Source organism: Achromobacter anxifer, from assembly GCF_903652925.1.
Lineage (GTDB): Bacteria > Pseudomonadota > Gammaproteobacteria > Burkholderiales > Burkholderiaceae_B > Achromobacter > Achromobacter anxifer.
Genome location: NZ_CAHLAR010000003.1, coordinates 17,492 through 36,879 on the forward strand (window position 1 = coordinate 17,492; position 19,388 = coordinate 36,879).

Below are 19,388 nucleotides of genomic sequence, written 5' to 3' on the forward strand. Positions count from 1 at the left end.
ATGCCTCGTCTGCCTACTTGCGCGCCACGGCCTTCTTGGCGGTCCTCTTGGCGGCCTTCTTCACCGCTTTCTTCACGGCCTTCTTCGCAGCGACCGTCTTGCCTGCCGCGCGGCGCTTGGCGGCGGGCGCCTTCACCGTCTGGCCCTTGCCGGCCTTCGGACCCGAACGCACCAGTTCGCCGGCCTTCCAGGCTTCGACGTACTCGGTCGCGGCTTCGACCATGTGCTTGCCGATCTTGGCGTAATCGCCATCGTCCAGGTTCGCCAAGGACACGCGGATCGACCACGGCGGCCCGCCGAAACCGCCGCCGTCCATCAGCACCACACCCGATTTCTCGGCCAGGCGGAACAGGAAGTCGACGGGCTCGTAGTTGGACGTCATGTACTTGCAGAACGCGTCGCCGTACGTGATCTTGGCCCAGACCATGAAATCCAGCTCGACGTAGTACCAGGCGCGCATCGGATCCTCGGGAGGCATGGGGATGCCCAGGCCGCGCCACAAGGCATCGCGGCGCGCCCGCACGATCTTCATCGTCAGATGCTTGTAGGAATCCTTCAGGTCCATCAGGTGCGACAGCGCGAAAAAGCCCATCTGCACCTGCTGCGGCAGGGACAGGCCCGCCGTATGGTTGAGCGCGACATTGCGGCTGTCGGCCACCAGCCTGTCGATGAACTTGAGCTTCTCGGGCTCCATCGTCATGGCGCCGTAACGCTTGTTCAGGCGCTGCTTCCAGGATGCCGGCAATTCGGCAATGCGGCGGTCCATGGTGTTCTTTTCATGGGTCGCGATCACGCCCAGGCGCCAGCCCGTGCAACCGAAGTTCTTGGAGAACGAGTACACGCATATGGTGTTGTGCGGCACCTCGGCCATCAGCGAACGGAAATTCGGCACGAACGTGCCATACACGTCGTCGGTCACCAGCACCAGGTCCGGATTCTTGCGGATGAGGCGCACGATCTGCTTCATCTCGACCGGGTTGAACGCCACCGACGGCGGATTGCTGGGGTTGACCGTGACCGCCAGCTTGATCTTCGGATTTTCCAGCTTGGCGATTTCGGAAGCCGGATAGTGCCAGTCATGCGTACCGTCGGCCCGCATGCTACTGGCGTTGATCGGCACGATCTTGAACTGGAAGCGCTCCAGGTGCGCGATCTCGATGTAGGGAGTAAAGGTCGGCAGGAACAGCGCGATGGTGTCGCCCTGCTTCAACAGACCGTTCTGCATCAGCGAGTCGAAGATGTAGCACATGGCCGCCGTGCCGCCCTCGACCGGAAACAGGTCGAACTTGCCCTTGGGCGGCCGGCCGTCGCACATTTCCTTGAGCAGGTAGTCATGCACGATCTGTTCAAGGTGGACCAGCGCGCGCGGCGGCACCGGATAGTTGTCGCCGATGAGGCTGTCCGTCAGTTCGTGGATCCAGGCGTCGGGGTCGAAGCCCTTGACCTTGACGCCGTACTCCAGCACGCCGACGAGAAAGTCATAACCGTCCACGCCCTTGTGCTTGGACAGGAACTTGCGGAAGCGGTCGGCGCAACCCGTTCTGGCCGGCATGCCCGCCAGGATGGATTCGTCGCGGACGCGGCGCGCCTCCTTCATCGCGAACTGCCCCATCAGGAAAAAGGCGTCGCGGGGTTCGGTGGCGATCCAGTTCGGGTTGCCGCGACCCGCGTTCAGCATGGTGATCGCGGCGGTCTGCTGGTTGCCCTTGGCCAGCGAGATCAGGTAGTCCTTCAGTTCAAAGGGAGAAAGCTGCTCGAGATCGCGCTGGCGCGACCGGGTGGTTTTCAAGGCCGAAGCCAGGCTGACGGTAAGAGGCGCGGTGGAAGCCATTGTTCAGTACTCCTGGTTTGCATGGTGACAGGCGCTTGCGGGGCGGCGCCGGCCAGGCCGGCGCGCTTGCTGTCCGCCTCGCAAGCTGGGTGGCTTGCGGGACATCCTGCTAGGACATGAGCATGACGATGACGATCCCCCAGATGATGAGCAGGGTATTGCCGATCGCGTACGGCACCGTGTAGCCCAGGGCGGGCACCTGGCTCTTCGCCGTTTCGGTGATCTGCCCGATCGCCGCCGTCGTGGTCCGGGCGCCGGCGCAGACGCCCAGCGCGATGGCGGGATGGAACTTGAAGACGTACCGCGCGATGAGCACGCCCACGATCATCGGCACGCTGGTGGCGATGATGCCCGCGATGAAGAGCTTGGCGCCCAATTGTTGGAAGCCCTGCACGAACCCGGGCCCGGACGATATGCCGACCACGGCCACGAAGGTCGTGAGCCCCACCGATGTCAGGAACCAATGCACCGGTTCCGGCACCCTGCCAAAGGTCGGATGGACCGAACGCAGATAGCCGAAGATCAGGCCGGCTATCAGCGAACCGCCGGACGTCGACAAGGTGATGGGAATCCCGCCCACGGTCATGACCAGGGAACCGAACAGGCCGCCGAGCAGGATGCCAAATCCGACGAACACCATGTCGGTCTGGCTGGTGGCCCGGTCCACATAACCCAGCCTGCCGACCACGCGCTCGACGTCGCGCTTTGCGCCGATCACGAACAGGCGGTCGCCGCGGTCGAGCTTGAGTCCCCAATTGACCGGCATGTCGTGGCCGCCGCGCACGACCTTGCGCAGGAACACGCCGCGTCCCAGCTCGCGGCCCGCTTCGCTGTCCGCGATTTCCTTGACGGTCTTGCCGGCAATGTTCTTGTTGGTCAGCACGACCTCGACGACCTCGGCCGGCATGCTGATCAGGTCGCGGTCCTCAACCTCATTGCCGATGATGCCGGCCGCCTGGGTGACCAGCGCATCATGCCTGCCCGTCACGCCCAGCACGTCGCCATCCTGCAGCACGGTCTTGGCGTCGCTGTCGATGATCTGGTCGCCGCGCCGGATGCGCTCCACGAACACGCGCGCCTCGACGAAGCGGGACTCCAGCTCTCCCACCGTCTTGCCCACGAACTCCGGACGATTCAGCTTGTAGGCCCGCGCGATGAACTTGCGATAGCCCGACAGCTCCATCGAGTCGGCGCCGCCGGACATCTTGGCCTCGTACTCCTGGCACTCCTTGACGATGTCCACTCGCATGAGCTTCGGCCCCAGCGAGGCCAGCAGCCAGGCGCTGCCCACCGTGCCGAAGATGTAGCAGACCGCATAGGCGACGGGAATGCTGTCGATCCACTGCTTCTTGGTGGTCGCGTCGATGTTCAAGCCATTGATCGTGTCCGTTGCCACGCCCATGACCGCGGAAATGGTCTGAGCTCCGGAGAGCAAGCCTGCGCCGGTGCCGGCATCAAAGCCGAAGCCGACTGCGGTGGCCCATGTCACCAGCAAGCAAATCACGCACAGAATGACGGCGAAGATGACCTGGGGAAGGCCATCGCTTTTCATACCTCGGAAAAACTGCGGTCCGACGCCGTAACCCAGACCGAAGAGAAAAAGCAGGAAGAAAACCTGCTTCAGGACGGGGGCAATCGTGATATTGAGCTGCCCTACCAGTACGCCAACCAGCAGCGTGCCGGTTACTGCCCCCAGATTGAATCCGAAAATTTTCTTGGAGCCGATCCAGTACCCGAGACCCAGGGTAAGGAAAATCGCAAGTTCCGGATATTTTCGCAGAGTGTCAAAGAACCATTCCATCCCGAATCTCCTTCGTTCTGTACAGGTCGAGCACTTGCGCGTATCTAGCTGCGCGCGGAACACATTATCAGAATATGTCGTGAAATCAAAAATTTTGTGATGTCAAAATCTGACGGCGCTGGTTGCCGGCGTCGGAAAATAAAAAAGCCCGTCAGCATTGAGCTGACGGGCTTTTGGATTTGGCGCTGCGTCTGCGTTTACAGCGCGCTGGTCAGTTCGGGCACGACCTGGAACAGATCGCCCACCAGGCCATAATCCGCCACGCCGAAGATCGGCGCTTCCGGATCCTTGTTGATGGCGACGATGACCTTCGAGTCCTTCATGCCGGCCAGATGCTGGATGGCACCCGAGATACCAACCGCCACGTACAGCTGCGGCGCGACGATCTTGCCGGTCTGACCGACTTGCCAGTCGTTAGGCGCGTAGCCGGCGTCGACCGCGGCGCGCGAGGCGCCGAGCGCCGCGCCCAGCTTGTCAGCCAGCGGGTCCAGGATCTTGAAGTTCTCGGCGCTGCCCAGGCCACGGCCGCCGGAGACGACGACGCGCGCGCCGGCCAGTTCCGGACGGTCGCTCTTGGCGACTTCGCGGCTCACGAAGGTGGACAGGCCCGAATCGGCCACGGCGGCGATTTCTTCCACCGAACCCGAACCGCCCTGCGCCGCAACGGCGTCAAAGCCGGTGGTGCGCACGGTGATGACCTTGACGGCGTCGGCCGACTGCACGGTGGCAATGGCGTTGCCGGCATAGATCGGGCGCTGGAAGGTGTCGGCCGATTCCACGCCGATGATGTCGGAAATCTGAGCCACGTCCAGCTTGGCGGCCACGCGCGGCGCCACGTTCTTGCCCGAGGCGGTCGCGGGGAACAGGATGTGGCTGTAGCCCGAGGCCACGGCCAGCACCTGGGCGGCGACGTTTTCGGCCAGGCCGTCGGCCAGTTGCGGCGCGTCGGCCAGCAGGACCTTGGCGACGCCCGCGGCGGCGGCGGCCTGGTCGGCCACGGCGCGCGCGTTGGCGCCGGCGACCAGCACGTGCACGTCGCCTCCGATCTTGGCGGCGGCGGCGACGGCGTTCAGGGTTGCGCCCTTGAGCTGGGCGTTATCGTGTTCGGCAATAACCAGCGTCGTCATGTTCAGACCACCTTCGCTTCGTTCTTGAGTTTATCCACCAGAGCCGCGACATCGGCCACCTTGATGCCGGCCTTGCGGGCGGGCGGCTCGCTGACCTTCAGCGTCTTCAGGCGGGGAGCCGGATCGACGCCCAGCTCTTCAGGCGTGACGGTGTCCAGCTGCTTCTTCTTGGCCTTCATGATGTTCGGCAGCGTGACGTAGCGCGGCTCGTTCAGGCGCAGGTCGGTGGTGACGATGGCGGGCAGCTTGAGCGTCAGCGTTTCCAGGCCGCCGTCCACTTCACGCGTGACCGTAGCCTTGCCGTCGGCCAGCTCGACCTTGCTGGCGAACGTGGCTTGCGGCCAGTCCAGCAGCGCGGCCAGCATCTGGCCGGTCTGGTTGGCATCGTCGTCGATGGCTTGCTTGCCCAGGATCACCAGTTGCGGCTGTTCCTTGTCGACCAGCGCCTTGAGCAACTTGGCCACGGCCAGCGGCTGCAGTTCGGCATCGGTCTGGACCAGCACGCCGCGGTCGGCGCCGATGGCCATGGCAGTGCGCAGCGTTTCCTGGCATTGCGCAACGCCGCAAGAAACCGCCACGACTTCAGCCACGGCGCCCTTTTCCTTCAGGCGGGTCGCTTCCTCGACGGCGATCTCGTCAAAGGGGTTCATGGACATCTTCACGTTGGCGATGTCCACGCCGGTTTGATCAGACTTGACGCGCACCTTGACGTTGTAGTCAACGACGCGCTTGACAGGTACCAACACCTTCATCCCGCTGCCTCCAAATGGAAATAATTACCCGGCATGCGCCGGGATCGCATTGCACAATTTTTTCTTGATTCTACAGCTTCGCCAGCGCTCGTATATGCGCAACCACGCTGCGGCCCAGGGCTGACAAGTTGTAACCGCCCTCAAGCGTACTGACGATGCGCCCCTGGCAGTGGCGCTCGGCCACCTCCACGAGCTGTTCGGTGATCCAGGCGTAATCGGCCTCGACCAGGCCCATCTGGCCCATGTCGTCCTCGCGGTGCGCGTCGAAACCGGCCGACACCAGGATCAGCTCGGGACGGTGCGCTTCCAGGGCCGGCAGCCAGGTATCGGTCACGATGGTCCTGACGGCGGCTCCTCCGGTATAGGCTGCGACGGGAACATTCAGCATGTTGGTGGCTGGGTTTTCCGTGCCGCTGTTGGGGAAGAACGGATGCTGGAAGAAGCTGCACATCAGCACCCGGTCGTCGCCGGCGAAGATATCCTCGGTGCCGTTGCCGTGGTGCACGTCGAAGTCGACGATGGCCACGCGCGACAGGCCGTGGAAGTCGATCGCATGCTGCGCCGCAATAGCCACGTTGTTCAGGAAGCAGAATCCCATGGCCTGGGAACGGCAGGCGTGATGCCCGGGCGGCCGCACCGCGCAGAACGCCGTGCGGGCTTCGCCGCCCAGCACCGCGTCGACCGCCGCCACGCCCGCGCCTGCCGCGTAGAGCGCGGCTTCGTAGGTGTGGGGATTCATCAAGGTATCCGGATCGATAGGGAAATACCCTTGCTCCGGCACATGTTCCTGCAAACTGTTCAGATACTGGACAGTGTGCACCCGCAATATGTCATGGCGGGATGCCTGTGGCGCCTGACGGTCGTCCAGGTAGGGCATCAATCCGCTTGCCAACAACTGGTCTGAAATGGCGTCCAGCCTCTGGGGGCTTTCGGGATGCCAACTGCCCATTTCATGCAAGCGGCATGCCGGGTGGGTAAGATACATGGTCTCCATAAGGAAGATTATGTTCATCTGTCGGCGATTACTGCAACTCGGCACGCTCTCCGCCCTGCTGGCGGGCTGCTCCACCACCGCTCCCACTGCTCCCAACACGCTCGCCGGCCAACCGGCCGCCGAATCAACCCCGGCCCCCATCCGCATCGGACCCAGTGCGCCGACACCTGGCTCCGAACTGTCGGACGACGCGCCCGCCGCCCTGGGCGCCAACGGCGCGCTGCGGCCCGAAGTCCGTACTTTCGTGGAGAGCCTGGCCACCGAACGCCAACTGCCGCTGGATCCGATGGTCGCGGCGCTGGCCAGCTCACGCTACAACGCGACCGTGGCGCGCCTGATCGCGCCGGCGCCCCCGGGCAAGAAGATCTGGCGCAGCTGGCTCACCTACCGTTCGCGCTTCGTCGAGCCCAAGCGCATCGGCTGGGGCGTGGAGTTCTACAACGAGAACCGCGACCTGCTCAACCAGGCGGCGCAACGCTTTGGCGTTCCTGCGCCCGTGATCGCCTCGATCATCGGCGTGGAAACGCTGTATGGCCGCAATATGGGCAATTTCCGAGTGCTGGACGCGCTGACCACGCTGGCCTTCGACTACCCGGATCCCGCCAAGCCCGAACGAGCCACCATGTTCCGTGGCCAACTGGCGGATTTCCTGACCCTGGTCATGAAAGACAAGCTGGACCTGGAAACGCGCGGCTCCTATGCCGGCGCCATCGGCATGCCCCAGTTCATGCCCACCAGCGTCATGCATTACGCCGTGGACGGCGACGACAGCGGCCACATCGACCTGACCAACAGCACCCGCGACGCGATCATGTCGGTGGGCAGCTTCCTGGCGCAGCATGGCTGGCAGCGCGGCCTGCCGGTGTTCGCGCCCGTGGTGCTGCCAACCGATCCCACGGCGCTGGTCGACGGCGGGCTTGAGCCCAAGCAAAGCTGGGGCTCGCTCACCGCTGCCGGCGCCCGCCTGCAGCCAGGCGCCTCCGCCACGGGCTGGGGCAGCCAGCCGCTGGGCGTCGTCGATCTGGTCGAGGAAGCCCGGGGCACCGCGCAGTACCGCGTGGGCACGCCCAACTTCTTCGCGCTGACGAAGTACAACCGCAGCTACTTCTACGCCACGTCCGTGGCCGACCTGGCCAGCGAGATCGAAGCCCGCGTGGGCCGCTAAAAGAAAAGCCCGGGCACAAGACCCGGGCTTTTCTTTCCGTGCAGCGCGCTCAGTTGAACACGCCCGTGGACAGGTAGCGGTCGCCGCGGTCGCACACGATGAAGACGATGGTGGCGTCATTCACGCGTTCCGCCACGCGCAGGGCCGCGACCAGCGCGCCCGCCGACGAAATCCCGCCGAAGATGCCCTCTTCAGCGGCCAGCCGGCGCGCCATCTGCTCGGCCTCGGCCTGTTCGATGGATTCGTAGGCGTCCACGCGGCTGCGGTCGAAGATCTTGGGCAGATAGGCTTCGGGCCACTTGCGGATGCCGGGGATGGACGAACCCTCGGCAGGCTGCGCGCCTACCACCTGCACCGCGGGATTGCGCGACTTCAGGTAGGTCGACACGCCCATGATCGTGCCCGTGGTGCCCATGGCGCTCACGAAATGGGTGACGCGGCCGTCGGTCTGGTTCCAGATTTCGGGCCCGGTGCTCTCGATATGGGCGCGCGGATTGTCGGGATTGGCGAACTGGTCCAGCACCATCCCCCTACCGTCCGCCTGCATCGCCGAGGCCAGGTCGCGGGCATATTCCATGCCGCCCTTGTCCGCCGGCGTCAGGATCAGCTCAGCGCCATAGGCCGTCATGGCCGCGCGGCGTTCCACCGACAGGTTGTCCGGCATGATCAGGATCATGCGGTAGCCGCGCATGGCCGCCGCCATGGCCAGCGCAATGCCGGTGTTGCCGCTGGTGGCCTCGATGAGGGTGTCGCCGGGCTTGATGTCGCCGCGCTCTTCCGCGCGCGCGATCATCGACAGGGCGGGACGGTCCTTCACGGAGCCGGCGGGGTTGTTGCCCTCCAGCTTGGCCAGGATGACATTGCCCCGGGCTGCGCCCGCGGCCCCGGGAATGCGCTGCAGGCGCACCAGCGGCGTGTTGCCGACGGTTTGCTCGATAGTGGGATAGGTAGTAGTCATGCGGACGATAATAACTCCCCCCGGCGGCGCGCGCCGGCAAAAGCCGCGCTCCCGCCAGGGCTACCCGCGACGCGGGCCGGCCGCGTCAGGGACGAGCGCCAGCGGGCGCTTGGGACGCCGCCGGTCTGGCCACGGGCTTGGCCGCAGCCGCCCTGCCCGCCGCCGGTTTGGCCGACGTGCCGCCCGCCGTCTCGCCCGCCCCGGCCTGCGGCTCCGTGCCGCCTATCTGCAAGCCGGCCTCCTGCAGGGCCTGGGCCTTTTTCGGACCGATGCCGCGCACGCGCTCAGCCAGATCGCTGAGGGACTCGAACTTGCCGCTACGCTCGCGCTCCTTCACGATGATCTCCGCCATGCGCGGGCCTATGCCCCGGATGCCCTCCAGCTGCTGCGCGTTGGCCTGGTTGACGTCGAGCGCATGCGCCGCCGGCGCAGCCAGACCCAGGCCCGCCGTCACCAGCAATGCACCCAGCGCCCGCCGCAAAGGGTACTTTCCTGCCCCCGGGACGACGGCCGTTCGTTGTCTGCGCCACCGCGCGAACGGGGCTGGCCGGGCGGCGGCGGACTGAAGAAATGGATTCATGCAAGGTCTCCTTGGAGTCTGGCGCGACGGCTGTCACGCCACGCACCGATCATGCCGCCCGCCTCCTTCCCGCGCCCGCCCAGTGAATGGAAGCATCCACCCCGGCAAATCCCCGGGCGAAAAAAAACCACCGTCGCCGGTGGTTTATCTGCCAGGGCGCCGCAACCCTGCCGGCGCCAGTCCAATGGCCCTTACTTGCGGGCGCGCCAGTAGCGCACGTACTCGGACACGCCAGTCTGCACATCGCGCATGGGCGCCTGGAATCCCGCCGCGCGCAGACGCGTGACGTCCGCCTGCGTGTAGCTCTGATAACGGCCTTTGAGGTCGTCCGGGAACGGGATGTAGCGGATCAGATCCAGCTCGACCAGCTGCGCCAGCGTCAGCTCGGCTTCGCCGCGTTCCGCGCGCAGCGCGTTCACCACGCCGGCCGCCACATCATTGAAGGGCTGCGCCCGGCCGGTGCCGCAATTGAAGATGCCGGACTGCTCGGGGTGATCCAGGAAATGCAGATTGACCGCGACCACGTCCTCGACGGAGATGAAGTCGCGGCTCTGGCCGCCGTCCACGTAACCGTCCCAGCCGGCGAACAGGCGCACATGGCCATGCTCCAGGAACTGGTTCATGTTGTGGAAGGCCACCGAGGCCATGCGGCCCTTGTGCTGTTCATGCGGACCGTAGACGTTGAAATAGCGCAGTCCCACGACCTGCGCCGTGAGGCTGTCCATGCGCTGGCGCAGGACCTGGTCGAACAGCAGCTTGGAGTAGCCGTAGACGTTCAGCGGACCTTCGTTGGCGGGATCTTCCACGTAGACCGACGAACCGCCGTAGACCGCCGCCGACGAGGCGTACAGGAACGGAATGCGGCGTTCCTGGCACAGCTCGAACAGTTCCAGCGTGACGCGGTAGTTGTTGTCGAGCATGTAGCGGCCGTTGCGCTCGGTCGTGTCCGAGCATGCGCCCTGGTGCAGCACGGCGCGCACCTCGCGCAGGCTGCCGTCGAGCACGCGGCGGCGGAAGTCGTCCTTGTCCAGGTAGTCCGCGATCTGGCAATCGACCAGATTGACGAACTTGTCGCCTTCGGTCAGGTCATCGACCGCGATGATGTCCGTGATGCCGCGGCGGTTGAGCCCGCGCACCAGGTTGCTGCCTATGAAGCCAGCGGCTCCGGTAACGACGATCATGAGGGTTCTCCTGCCAATTCCGCGGCGGTGACGATGGACGTGCCGAGCTTGCCCACGGCGATGCCGCCGGCCTTGTTGGCCCAGCCCATCGCGTCGACCCACGGCAGGTCGATGGCGCGCGACACCGCCAGCGTGGCCAGCACGGTATCGCCGGCGCCCGACACGTCGAACACTTCGTGCGCCTGCGCGTCGGTATGGTCGCGTCCCGCATCGGTAAACAAAGTCATGCCCTGCTCGGAACGCGTCACGAGCAAGGCTTCCAGGTCCAGATCGGCGCGCAGGCGCTGCGCCCGATCGGTAAGTTCGGCCTCGGAATTCCAGCGGCCCACGGCCTCCTGCATTTCCGAGCGGTTGGGCGTGACCAGGGTCGCGCCGCGATAGCGACTGTAGTCGTGGCCCTTGGGGTCCACCAGCACGGGCACGCCTGCGTTGCGGGCCAGGGCGATCAGCGATTCGACCCGCGTCAGCACGCCCTTGGCGTAGTCCGACAGCACGACGATGTCGTGATTGGCCAAATGGCGGGCGAAGGCGGCGTCCACGCCATCCAGCGCGGCCTGTCCGGGGTGCTGCTCGAAGTCCACGCGCAGCAGTTGTTGCTGGCGTCCCAGCACCCGCATCTTCAGCGTGGTGTGCAAGGTCGGATCGGCGATCAGCTCGCCCTGTATGCCGGCCTCGGCGGACAGGCGGCGAACGCTGTCGCCCGCTTCGTCCTCGCCCAGCACGCCCACCAGGGTCACATGGCCGCCCAGGGCCGCCACGTTGCGCGCGACGTTGGCGGCGCCACCCAGGCGGTCTTCGCGGCGCGCCACGCGCACCACGGGCACAGGCGCTTCCGGCGAGATGCGTTCCACTTCGCCGAACCAGTACCGGTCCAGCATCACATCGCCGACCACGAGGACGCGGCTATGCGAAATGGCTTCGGCGGGAAAAGAGTTCATTCAAGTTCTTCCAAGCGGCGCGGCGCGTAGGTTTCCCAGGCGTTGCAGCCGGGACATTGCCAGTAAAAGCGACGCGCCTGAAAACCGCAACTGCGGCACGCGTAGCGGTCGAGCCGCTGCGTATGCTTGTGGATCAGGCTGCGCAACAGCGTCAGGTCGGCGCCCGGCACCGGCCCCTGATCGGCGTTGCCTTCGGAATTGGCCAATTCGGCTTCCAGCAGGCGATCCAGCCCCAGCAGGGACGGATGGCTGCGCAGCGCATTGCGGGCGAAGGCCCACGACGGCGCCGCGCCCTGCTGCACGCGCAATTCGCGGAACAGCACGTTGAACAGGTCCAGCGAGGCATGGCGCGCATACTGCTTCTGCAGCAGATCGAGCCCGGCCGCTTCCTGGTTGGCGGCGCGGTAGTTGGCCAGCACCTGCTCGGCGACCAGGCCGGCGTATTCCGGCACGTCGGTCATGACCGATTCCAGATACAGCCTTTCGCGCTTCGGATCCTGTTCAATCAGGGCCAGGCGCGCGCGCAGCATCGCCGTGCGCACGTGGGCGCCCTTGGTCGAGCCGGCATCCATGGTGGACAAGGCGTGATCGGCGGCGTCCAGCGCCTTGTGGGCGGCGTCGACGTCGGCGGGCTTGGCCGCCAGCGCCGACTGCGCCTGCTCGCAGTAGTAGTGCACGATCTGCGGCACCGGCTCGTCGACCAGGCCTTGCAGCGTCTTCACGGCTTCGATGGCGCGCGGCCAATCGTGCTCCGATTCATAGATGCGGATCAGCGACCGCAGCGCCGGCAAGGCGTAACGGGTGTCCTTCAACTGCTCGAAACCGCTTTCGGCGCGGTCCAGCATGCCGGCCTTGAGGAAATCCTGCGCCAGTTCGTGCTGCGCATGCTCGCGTTCGGCGGCGGGCAGATCGGAACGGTTCAGCAGGCTTTGGTGCACGCGGATGGCGCGCTCCATCTCGCCGCGGCGACGGAACAGGCTGCCCAGCGCAAAGTGCAGTTCGGTGGTCTCGGGGTCCAGCTTGGCCACTTCGACGAAGGCGTCGATGGCGCGGTCCGGTTCCTCGTTGAGCAGGAAGTTCAAGCCGCGAAAATACGAATCGGGCAAGCTGCGGGTCTCCCGCAGCATTTGCCGGACATCGAAGCGCGCGGCCAACCAGCCAAGCGCGAACAATACCGGCACGAAAATCAACCACCAAGGTTCAAAATCCACTATTCGGGCTCTTGCGGCTATGTAGTGCGTAGAGGGATGGACGAATGGCGCGCTGGCTTACAGCGGCGACATCGGAGCGACGGCTTCCGGCGGCACGGCGGGCGTGGTGCCGTTCACGGCGGCCTGGACGCGGTCCAATTCGCGGCGCAGGCGCACGGCCTCGCGGCGGCGCCGCATGGCGGCGGGCACGGTCAGCAGCAAGCCGAACAAGGCGCCCAGCACGAACACCACCAGCATGACGACGATGAGCGGAACATCCTGTACCACGTAATCGGCGTAGAACTTCACGGCGACCGGATCCGTGTTTTTCAACGCGAACATCAGTACCGCAACAAACACGAGCAATCGCAGGGCCCAGACAAGGTAGCGCATGGCGCATGCTCCAAAGAATTCAAGACTATCAATTGTAAGCGACGGATCCCGCCTGGCGCCAAAAAACAAAGCCCCTTGATTGCTCAAGGGGCTAGGTTCTCGGTCCGATCCGCCCGAAGGCGGCCTTACTGCCGTGCCGTCAATGCATGGCGTGCAGACTCACCATCGACGGCATCGGTTCACTCGATCCAGAGGATTGAGCGTCCTCGTCATTGCCGCCGGCCAAGTCCACCCGTTCGCGCAATTCCTTGCCCGCCTTGAAGTGCGGCACCTGTTTGCCAGGCACCAGCACCTGCTCGCCGGACTTGGGATTGCGACCGATTCGGGGAGACCGCTGCGACAACGAGAAGCTGCCAAAACCGCGGATCTCGATGCGCTGACCCGAGGCCAGGGCCTGGGTCATTGCGTCGAGCACGGTCTTGACCGCGTAATCGGTGTCGCGGGCGGCCAGCTGAGGATAGCGGGCCGCCAAGGCGGCGATCAGCTCCGACTTGGTCACGAATTAACCGTCGTTGCGCTGTTGGTCCAGCTTGGCCTTCAGCAGCGCGCCGAGGTTGGTGGTGCCGGACGAAGCGCTGGCGTCGGACATGCGCTGGATCGTTTCGGCGGTTTCGGCGTTGTCGCGGGCCTTGATCGACAGCTGGATCGAACGCGTCTTGCGGTCGATGTTGACGATCATGGCTTCGATGTTCTCGCCAGCGGTCAGAACGGTGGTGGCGTCTTCAACGCGGCCCGAGGAGATCTCGGAAGCGCGCAGGTAGCCTTCAACGTCCACGGACAGCGTGACGACGGCGCCCTTGGCTTCAACCGACTTGATGGTGCCCGGAACCACGGCGCCCTTGTCGAAGGTGGCAACGAAGTTGTTGAAGGGGTCGCCTTCCAGCTGCTTGATGCCCAGCGAGATGCGTTCCTTGTCGGTATCGATGCCCAGAACCACGGCTTCGATCTCGTCGCCCTTCTTGAAGTTGCGCACGGCTTCTTCGCCGGTTTCCGTCCACGACAGGTCGGACAGGTGAACCAGGCCGTCGATGCCGCCGGGCAGACCGACGAACACGCCGAAGTCGGTGATCGACTTGATGGCGCCGCGGACCTTGTCACCACGCTTGAAGTTGGTGGCGAACTCTTCCCACGGGTTCTGGCGGCACTGCTTCATGCCCAGCGAGATGCGACGACGGTCTTCGTCGATTTCCAGGACCATGACTTCGACTTCTTCGCCCAGGGTCACGACCTTGCGCGGATCGACGTTCTTGTTGGTCCAGTCCATTTCGGAGACGTGCACCAGGCCTTCGATGCCGGCTTCGACTTCAACGAACGCGCCGTAGTCGGTCAGGTTCGTGACCTTGCCGAACAGGCGGGTGCCTTGCGGGTAGCGGCGAGCCAGGCCCACCCACGGATCTTCGCCCAGTTGCTTGACGCCCAGGGAGACGCGGCTCTTTTCCTGGTCGAACTTGAGCACCTTGGCTTCGACTTCCTGACCCACTTGCAGGACTTCGGAGGGGTGACGCACACGGCGCCAGGCCATGTCGGTGATGTGCAGCAGGCCGTCGATGCCGCCCAGGTCCACGAACGCGCCGTAGTCGGTGATGTTCTTGACCACGCCCTTGACCACAGCACCTTCGTGCAGGGTTTCGAGCAGCTTCTGACGCTCTTCGCCCATGCTGGCTTCCAGCACCTGGCGACGCGACAGAACGACGTTGTTGCGCTTGCGGTCGAGCTTGATGACCTTGAATTCGAGGGTCTTGCCTTCGTACGGGGTGGTGTCCTTGACCGGACGCAGGTCCACCAGCGAACCCGGCAGGAACGCGCGGATGCCGTTGGTCATGACGGTCAGGCCGCCCTTCACCTTGCCGGTGATGGTGCCGGTAACCAGCTCGCCGTTTTCCAGGGCCTTTTCCAGTTGCAGCCAGGCCGACAGGCGCTTGGCGCGGTCACGCGACAGGATGGTGTCGCCGTAGCCGTTTTCCAGGGAATCGATGGCCACCGAGACGAAATCGCCGGGTTGCACTTCGAGCTCGCCCTGGTCGTTCAGGAACTCTTCCAGGGGGATCAGCGCTTCGGACTTCAGGCCGGCGTTGACGACGACGAAGTTGTGGTCGACGCGCACGACTTCGGCGCTGATGACCTCGCCGGACTTCATGTCCTGGCTCTTGAGGCTTTGTGCGAAAAGGTCGGCGAAGCTTTCGCCGCCGGTGGCGGTAGTGGAAACGGAAGACATGGGGTTGAAATCCATTGGGCCGAAATGGCCGTTAAAAACACACCGCAGCGGATTGCCCGCCACAGTGGAGTCAAAATGCCTGTTCGCCGGTTCGCCCTTGCGGGGTGGCCCGTGGGGGTTGCGCCTGGCCTGAACAGGGCCGATAAAAAAAACAGAAAACCTGCGGAAGGACTCTTGAAGGAAAGCCCGGGACCAGTGCTTCAATCCGCGGTGGCGTTCTTCCAGAAATCCAGTATTGCCTGCACCGTTTCCGCAATCGTCAGATCCGACGAATCCAGTACGTGCGCATCAGCTGCGGGAGCCAAGGGCGCGGTGGTTCGGCCCATATCGCGGGCGTCCCGTTCGCGCATATCCCGCAGAAGGTCATCTAGATTAGCAGAAATTCCCTTTTCGATCAACTGCTTACAGCGCCTCTGCGCCCGCGCGACCACGTCGGCGACCAGAAACACCTTCAGCGGGGCGTCGGGAAACACCACCGTGCCCATGTCGCGGCCGTCCGCCACCAGGCCCGGCGCCAGCCGGAAAGCGCGCTGGCGCTCGAGCAGCGCCTGCCGAACGCCCGGGAAAGCCGCCACGCGGGAGGCGAAATTGCCGACTTCCTCGCGGCGGATTTCGTGGCCGACCTCCAAGCCCTCAAGGTAGACGTGGGGCCCCTCGAAACGCACGTCCAGCGTTTCAGCGACGCGCGCGACCCCGGCCTCGTCTTCGGGAGGCAAACCGCGATTGAGCGCCGCCAAGGCGGTCAGGCGGTACAGCGCGCCGCTGTCGAGCACCGCCCAACCCAGGGCCTTGGCGACACGATGCGCCACCGTGCCCTTGCCGGACGCGGTGGGGCCGTCGATGGTGATGACGGGGACGGAAGAAGAGTTGGCGGAGGAAATCGAAGTCATGGGCAATTCTTTCGCTAGGCCGTAACCAGGCCCGCGTAAACATCAAAGTAACCCGGGAAGGTCTTGCTGACGCAGCCCGGGTCCAGAATACGGACGGCCGCCGGCCCGAAGGCCGCCAGCGAGAAGCACATGGCCATGCGGTGGTCGTCCCAGGTGCCGATGTGCGCGTCGCGCCAGGCGTCCTGCGCCGGCGGCGTCACGCTCAGCCAATCCGGCCCCGATTCCACCTTTGCGCCCAGCTTTTCCAGTTCGGTCTGCATGGCGTGGATGCGGTCGGTTTCCTTGACCCGCCAGCTGCCGATATTGCGCAGGCGGCAAGGCCCGTCGGCGTACAGCGCCAGGGCGGCCGCGGTCATGGCGGCATCGGGAATCAGGTTGAAATCGGTATCGAAGGCCTTGAGGCGTTCGCCTTGGGCCACGCGCGCGCCGGACACCTCGATCCAGTCGGGGCCGTAGCTCACGGCGGCGCCCATGTCGGCCAGCGTGGCGGCAAAGGCGACGTCGCCCTGGATGCTGTCGGCGCCCACGCCGGTGACGCGCAGCGGTCCGCCGCCGATGGCGCCCAGCGCCAGGAAATAGGACGCGGTGGAGGCGTCGCCTTCAACCGCGATCCGGCCCGGGCTGCGGTAGGCCGCCCCGCCGTCGATGACGAAGCGGCTCCAGCCTTCGCGCCGCACCTGCACGCCAAAGCGCGCCATCAGGTTCAGCGTGATCTCGATGTAGGGCTTGGAAATGAGTTCGCCCAGGACCTCGATGGTCACCGGCTTGCCGCTGCGGCCGGCCTGCAGCGGCGCGGCCATCAGCAAGGCCGTCAGGAACTGGCTCGACACCGAGCCCTGCACGCGCGTGACCGCGTCCGCCGCGATATCGCCGCGGCCGATATGCAGGGGCGGATAGCCGGGCTGGCCCAGGTAGTCGATGCTGGCGCCCAGGCCCTTGAGCGCATCGACCAGATCGCCGATGGGACGCTCGTGCATGCGCGGCACGCCCGACAGGCGATAGTCGCCGCCCATCAGCGCCAGCGCGGCGGTCAGCGGCCGGATCGCGGTGCCGGCGTTGCCCATGAACAGGTCCGCGCTTTCCACGGGAAAGCGGCGCACGCCCTGCACCGTGACGCTGCCCGCGTCCAGCTCGGACACCTGCACGCCCAGTTGGCGCAAGGCAGCCAGCATGACGCGGGTGTCGTCGGAATCCAGCAATCCGGTAATGACCGTGCTGCCCTCGGCGATGGCCGACAGCAGCAGCACGCGGTTGGAAATGCTCTTGGAACCCGGCAAGGCGATCACGCCTCGCGCTTGCCGCACGCGCGGCAGATCGAGATAAGGCAAAGCGCCCATGTCAGCTACTCCTTGCGCCAGTTGCGGCGGGCGCGGGCCGCCGTCTCCAGCAACGTCAGCAAAGCCGCGCCGTCGCCATCGGCGATGGCGCGTTCGGCACGGTCCAGCACCGCGCGCACATCGGCCAGTTCGGCCAGCATCGCATCGCGGTTGGACAGAAAGATGTCGCGCCACATTTCCGGCGAACCGGCCGCGATGCGCGTGAAGTCGCGAAAGCCGCTGCCGGCCAGGCCCAGGCGGGTCGGCGCGTCGGCGGCCTCGGCCACCTGCTCCATGTAGACCGCCGCCAGCAGGTGCGGCAGATGGCTGACGGACGCCAGCACGCGGTCATGCGCGTCGGCATCCATGTCGATCACGTCCGCCCCGCAAGCCTGCCAGGCGCGGCGCACCAAGTCCAGCGAGGATGCGCCGTTCTCGGCCAGGGGGGTCAGGATGACGGTGCGCTTGCGGTAAAGGTCGGCATCGGCAGCCTCCGGTCCGGTGCGCTCGGCGCCCGCGATGGGATGGCCGGGCACGAACTGCGCCACCCGGTCGCCCAGGGCGGCGCGCGCGGCCAGGACCACTTCAGCCTTGGTGCTGCCCGCGTCGGTCAGCACGGTGCCGGGACGCAGGTGGGCGCGCATGCGCGACAACGCGTCGGCCAATCCGCCCACCGGCGTCGCCAGCAGGATCAGGTCGGCGCGCGCGGCTGCTTCCTCGGCGGAAGCGGCTTCGTCGATCAGGCCCAATTCAACGGCGCGGGCCAGGGATTGCGCATTGCGCCCTACCCCCAGCACCCGGCCCACCAGCCCCGCCCGGCGCAAGGCCGCGGCGAAGGATCCGCCGATCAGGCCCACGCCCACGACGGCCAATACAGGAATCAGGGGGCCAGCGGCCCCCTGATCGGAATTCGGTGACGCGTCGTTCATGCGGACAGGATGGCGGTCAGGGCATCGATGAAGCGCTGGTTTTCCTGCGGCAGCCCGATGGACACCCGCAGCCACTCCGGCAAGCCGTCTCCGGCCACCGGACGCACGATCACGCCGCGCTTGAGCAGCTCCAGGTTGATGCGCGGAGCGTCGCCCACGTGCACCAGCACGAAGTTGCCGTAGCTGGGCACGTAGCGCAGCTTCAGGCCCTCGAACGCCGCGCACAGTTGCGCCTTGCCCGCCTTGTTCGAGGCATAGGCCTCTTCCAGGTAGGCCGCGTCGCGCAGCGCGGCGATGGCCGCGGCCTGCGCCAGCGTGTTGACGTTGAACGGCTGGCGCACCCGGTTCAGCAGATCCGTCAGCGCGGGCTGCGCCACCGCGAAGCCCACGCGCAGCCCCGCCAGGCCATAGGCCTTGGAGAAGGTGCGCGACACGATCAGGTTCGAATAGCGGCGCACCAACGCGGTGCTGTCGAAACGGAATTCGGGATCGAGGTACTCGTTGTAGGCCTCGTCCAGCACGACCGTTACGCGATCGCCGTGAGCGGCGTGCACGCGTTCCAGGAAGGCGGCGATCTGGTCGCCCGGCACGAAGGTGCCGGTGGGGTTGTTCGGGTTGGCGATGAACAGCAGCCGCGTGTCGTCGGCGATGGCGTCGAACATCGCGTCCAGGTCATGGCCGTAGTCCTTGGCCGGCACCACGATGTGGCGCGCGCCGCGGGCCTGGGTGGCCAGGCGGTAGACCGCGAACGAATGCTGCGCGTAGACCGCCGACACGCCCGGCTCCAGCAGCGCCAGCGCCGCGATTTCCAGGATGTCGTTGGAGCCGTTGCCCAGGGTGACCCAGCTCATCGGCACGCCGTAGCGTTCAGCCAGCGCCGCCTTCAGGTCGAAGCCATTGGGATCGGGATAGCGCGCCAGCGACTCGGCCGCGGCCAGCATGGCCGCGCGGGCCGACTTGGGCATGCCCAGCGGGTTTTCATTGGACGCCAGCTTGACGATGCCAGCCGGATCCAGGCCGAACTCGCGGGCCAGTTCTTCAATGGGCTTGCCGGCCTGGTAAGGCGCGATGGCGCTGACGTGCGCGGGAGCAACTAGGGGCTTGGATGCGGTGGTCATGTCGGAGGGG

Annotated in this window: 18 protein-coding genes; 1 reads left to right on the forward strand and 17 read right to left on the reverse strand. The window is 65.7% G+C overall.

Annotated elements, in window-relative coordinates; all coding sequences use genetic code 11:
* Positions 1 to 13: 13 nt before the first annotated feature.
* The 5 genes from HWY37_RS09395 to HWY37_RS09415 all read right to left on the reverse strand — a co-directional run bounded on the left by HWY37_RS09395 (position 14) and on the right by HWY37_RS09415 (position 6,505).
* A complete protein-coding gene (locus HWY37_RS09395; RefSeq protein ID WP_175210902.1) occupies positions 14 to 1,831 on the reverse strand; it encodes a bifunctional aspartate transaminase/aspartate 4-decarboxylase in 1,818 nt (605 codons plus the stop codon).
* Positions 1,832 to 1,940: 109 nt separating this feature from the next.
* Positions 1,941 to 3,632 carry an aspartate-alanine antiporter gene (gene aspT, locus HWY37_RS09400; RefSeq protein ID WP_176088506.1) on the reverse strand — a complete coding sequence of 564 codons (1,692 nt, stop codon included), beginning with the start codon at positions 3,630 to 3,632 and terminating at the stop codon, positions 1,941 to 1,943.
* Between the two features lie 197 nt (positions 3,633 to 3,829).
* A complete protein-coding gene (locus HWY37_RS09405) occupies positions 3,830 to 4,759 on the reverse strand; it encodes an electron transfer flavoprotein subunit alpha/FixB family protein (protein WP_176088507.1) in 930 nt (309 codons plus the stop codon).
* Positions 4,760 to 4,761: 2 nt separating this feature from the next.
* Positions 4,762 to 5,511 carry an electron transfer flavoprotein subunit beta/FixA family protein gene (locus HWY37_RS09410; protein ID WP_042792533.1) on the reverse strand — a complete coding sequence of 250 codons (750 nt, stop codon included), beginning with the start codon at positions 5,509 to 5,511 and terminating at the stop codon, positions 4,762 to 4,764.
* A gap of 70 nt (positions 5,512 to 5,581) precedes the next feature.
* A complete protein-coding gene (locus tag HWY37_RS09415) occupies positions 5,582 to 6,505 on the reverse strand; it encodes a histone deacetylase family protein (protein ID WP_176088508.1) in 924 nt (307 codons plus the stop codon).
* Between the two features lie 10 nt (positions 6,506 to 6,515).
* Between HWY37_RS09415 and mltB the strand changes: the two genes are divergently transcribed.
* Complete coding sequence (gene mltB, locus HWY37_RS09420; RefSeq protein WP_176088509.1) at positions 6,516 to 7,670, forward strand: lytic murein transglycosylase B; 1,155 nt, start codon at positions 6,516 to 6,518, stop codon at positions 7,668 to 7,670.
* Between the two features lie 49 nt (positions 7,671 to 7,719).
* On the opposite strand, the gene cysM is transcribed toward mltB, so the two are convergent.
* The 12 genes from cysM to hisC all read right to left on the reverse strand — a co-directional run bounded on the left by cysM (position 7,720) and on the right by hisC (position 19,378).
* The gene (cysM, locus tag HWY37_RS09425; protein WP_175210912.1) at positions 7,720 to 8,628 is read right to left on the reverse strand and encodes a cysteine synthase CysM; all 909 of its coding nucleotides are present in this window, start codon (positions 8,626 to 8,628) and stop codon (positions 7,720 to 7,722) included.
* An 85-nt stretch (positions 8,629 to 8,713) separates the two neighbouring features.
* Positions 8,714 to 9,208 (reverse strand): ComEA family DNA-binding protein, encoded by a 495-nt coding sequence (locus HWY37_RS09430; protein ID WP_176088510.1) that lies wholly within the window; start codon positions 9,206 to 9,208, stop codon positions 8,714 to 8,716.
* Positions 9,209 to 9,399: 191 nt separating this feature from the next.
* Positions 9,400 to 10,389: an ADP-glyceromanno-heptose 6-epimerase gene (gene rfaD / locus HWY37_RS09435; protein WP_175206411.1), complete on the reverse strand. Its 990-nt coding sequence runs from the start codon at positions 10,387 to 10,389 to the stop codon at positions 9,400 to 9,402.
* Complete coding sequence (rfaE1, locus tag HWY37_RS09440) at positions 10,386 to 11,327, reverse strand: D-glycero-beta-D-manno-heptose-7-phosphate kinase (RefSeq protein WP_175206410.1); 942 nt, start codon at positions 11,325 to 11,327, stop codon at positions 10,386 to 10,388. The genes rfaD and rfaE1 overlap by 4 nt, the downstream gene beginning before the upstream one ends.
* Positions 11,324 to 12,538: a lipopolysaccharide assembly protein LapB gene (gene lapB, locus HWY37_RS09445; protein ID WP_175206409.1), complete on the reverse strand. Its 1,215-nt coding sequence runs from the start codon at positions 12,536 to 12,538 to the stop codon at positions 11,324 to 11,326. Before lapB ends, rfaE1 begins: the two co-directional genes overlap by 4 nt.
* 57 nt (positions 12,539 to 12,595) lie before the next feature.
* Positions 12,596 to 12,910 carry a LapA family protein gene (locus HWY37_RS09450; protein ID WP_175206408.1) on the reverse strand — a complete coding sequence of 105 codons (315 nt, stop codon included), beginning with the start codon at positions 12,908 to 12,910 and terminating at the stop codon, positions 12,596 to 12,598.
* Positions 12,911 to 13,049: 139 nt separating this feature from the next.
* On the reverse strand, positions 13,050 to 13,409 hold the full coding sequence (locus tag HWY37_RS09455) for an integration host factor subunit beta (RefSeq protein WP_013392394.1): 360 nt from the start codon (positions 13,407 to 13,409) through the stop codon (positions 13,050 to 13,052).
* 3 nt (positions 13,410 to 13,412) lie between these two features.
* On the reverse strand, positions 13,413 to 15,125 hold the full coding sequence (gene rpsA, locus HWY37_RS09460; protein ID WP_026382780.1) for a 30S ribosomal protein S1: 1,713 nt from the start codon (positions 15,123 to 15,125) through the stop codon (positions 13,413 to 13,415).
* A gap of 200 nt (positions 15,126 to 15,325) precedes the next feature.
* Positions 15,326 to 16,015 carry a (d)CMP kinase gene (cmk, locus tag HWY37_RS09465; protein WP_175206407.1) on the reverse strand — a complete coding sequence of 230 codons (690 nt, stop codon included), beginning with the start codon at positions 16,013 to 16,015 and terminating at the stop codon, positions 15,326 to 15,328.
* A gap of 14 nt (positions 16,016 to 16,029) precedes the next feature.
* A complete protein-coding gene (aroA, locus tag HWY37_RS09470; RefSeq protein ID WP_176088511.1) occupies positions 16,030 to 17,352 on the reverse strand; it encodes a 3-phosphoshikimate 1-carboxyvinyltransferase in 1,323 nt (440 codons plus the stop codon).
* 5 nt (positions 17,353 to 17,357) lie between these two features.
* Positions 17,358 to 18,260, reverse strand: a complete 903-nt coding sequence (locus tag HWY37_RS09475; RefSeq protein WP_176088512.1) for a prephenate dehydrogenase — start codon at positions 18,258 to 18,260, stop codon at positions 17,358 to 17,360.
* Positions 18,257 to 19,378, reverse strand: coding sequence for a histidinol-phosphate transaminase (gene hisC, locus HWY37_RS09480; RefSeq protein WP_176088513.1), 1,122 nt, complete (start codon positions 19,376 to 19,378; stop codon positions 18,257 to 18,259). The genes HWY37_RS09475 and hisC overlap by 4 nt, the downstream gene beginning before the upstream one ends.
* Between the last annotated feature and the right edge of the window lie 10 nt (positions 19,379 to 19,388).

Excerpts from the sequence above, each read along its gene's own strand:
- HWY37_RS09395 (WP_175210902.1), bottom strand. The coding sequence starts at position 1,831 with ATGGCTTCCACCGCGCCTCTTACCGTCAGCCTGGCTTCGGCCTTGAAA.
- aspT (WP_176088506.1), bottom strand. The coding sequence starts at position 3,632 with ATGGAATGGTTCTTTGACACTCTGCGAAAATATCCGGAACTTGCGATT.
- HWY37_RS09405 (WP_176088507.1), bottom strand. The coding sequence starts at position 4,759 with ATGACGACGCTGGTTATTGCCGAACACGATAACGCCCAGCTCAAGGGC.
- HWY37_RS09410 (WP_042792533.1), bottom strand. The coding sequence starts at position 5,511 with ATGAAGGTGTTGGTACCTGTCAAGCGCGTCGTTGACTACAACGTCAAG.
- HWY37_RS09415 (WP_176088508.1), bottom strand. The coding sequence starts at position 6,505 with ATGGAGACCATGTATCTTACCCACCCGGCATGCCGCTTGCATGAAATG.
- mltB (WP_176088509.1), top strand. The coding sequence starts at position 6,516 with ATGTTCATCTGTCGGCGATTACTGCAACTCGGCACGCTCTCCGCCCTG.
- cysM (WP_175210912.1), bottom strand. The coding sequence starts at position 8,628 with ATGACTACTACCTATCCCACTATCGAGCAAACCGTCGGCAACACGCCG.
- HWY37_RS09430 (WP_176088510.1), bottom strand. The coding sequence starts at position 9,208 with ATGAATCCATTTCTTCAGTCCGCCGCCGCCCGGCCAGCCCCGTTCGCG.
- rfaD (WP_175206411.1), bottom strand. The coding sequence starts at position 10,389 with ATGATCGTCGTTACCGGAGCCGCTGGCTTCATAGGCAGCAACCTGGTG.
- rfaE1 (WP_175206410.1), bottom strand. The coding sequence starts at position 11,327 with ATGAACTCTTTTCCCGCCGAAGCCATTTCGCATAGCCGCGTCCTCGTG.
- HWY37_RS09450 (WP_175206408.1), bottom strand. The coding sequence starts at position 12,910 with ATGCGCTACCTTGTCTGGGCCCTGCGATTGCTCGTGTTTGTTGCGGTA.
- rpsA (WP_026382780.1), bottom strand. The coding sequence starts at position 15,125 with ATGTCTTCCGTTTCCACTACCGCCACCGGCGGCGAAAGCTTCGCCGAC.
- cmk (WP_175206407.1), bottom strand. The coding sequence starts at position 16,015 with ATGACTTCGATTTCCTCCGCCAACTCTTCTTCCGTCCCCGTCATCACC.
- aroA (WP_176088511.1), bottom strand. The coding sequence starts at position 17,352 with ATGGGCGCTTTGCCTTATCTCGATCTGCCGCGCGTGCGGCAAGCGCGA.
- HWY37_RS09475 (WP_176088512.1), bottom strand. The coding sequence starts at position 18,260 with ATGAACGACGCGTCACCGAATTCCGATCAGGGGGCCGCTGGCCCCCTG.
- hisC (WP_176088513.1), bottom strand. The coding sequence starts at position 19,378 with ATGACCACCGCATCCAAGCCCCTAGTTGCTCCCGCGCACGTCAGCGCC.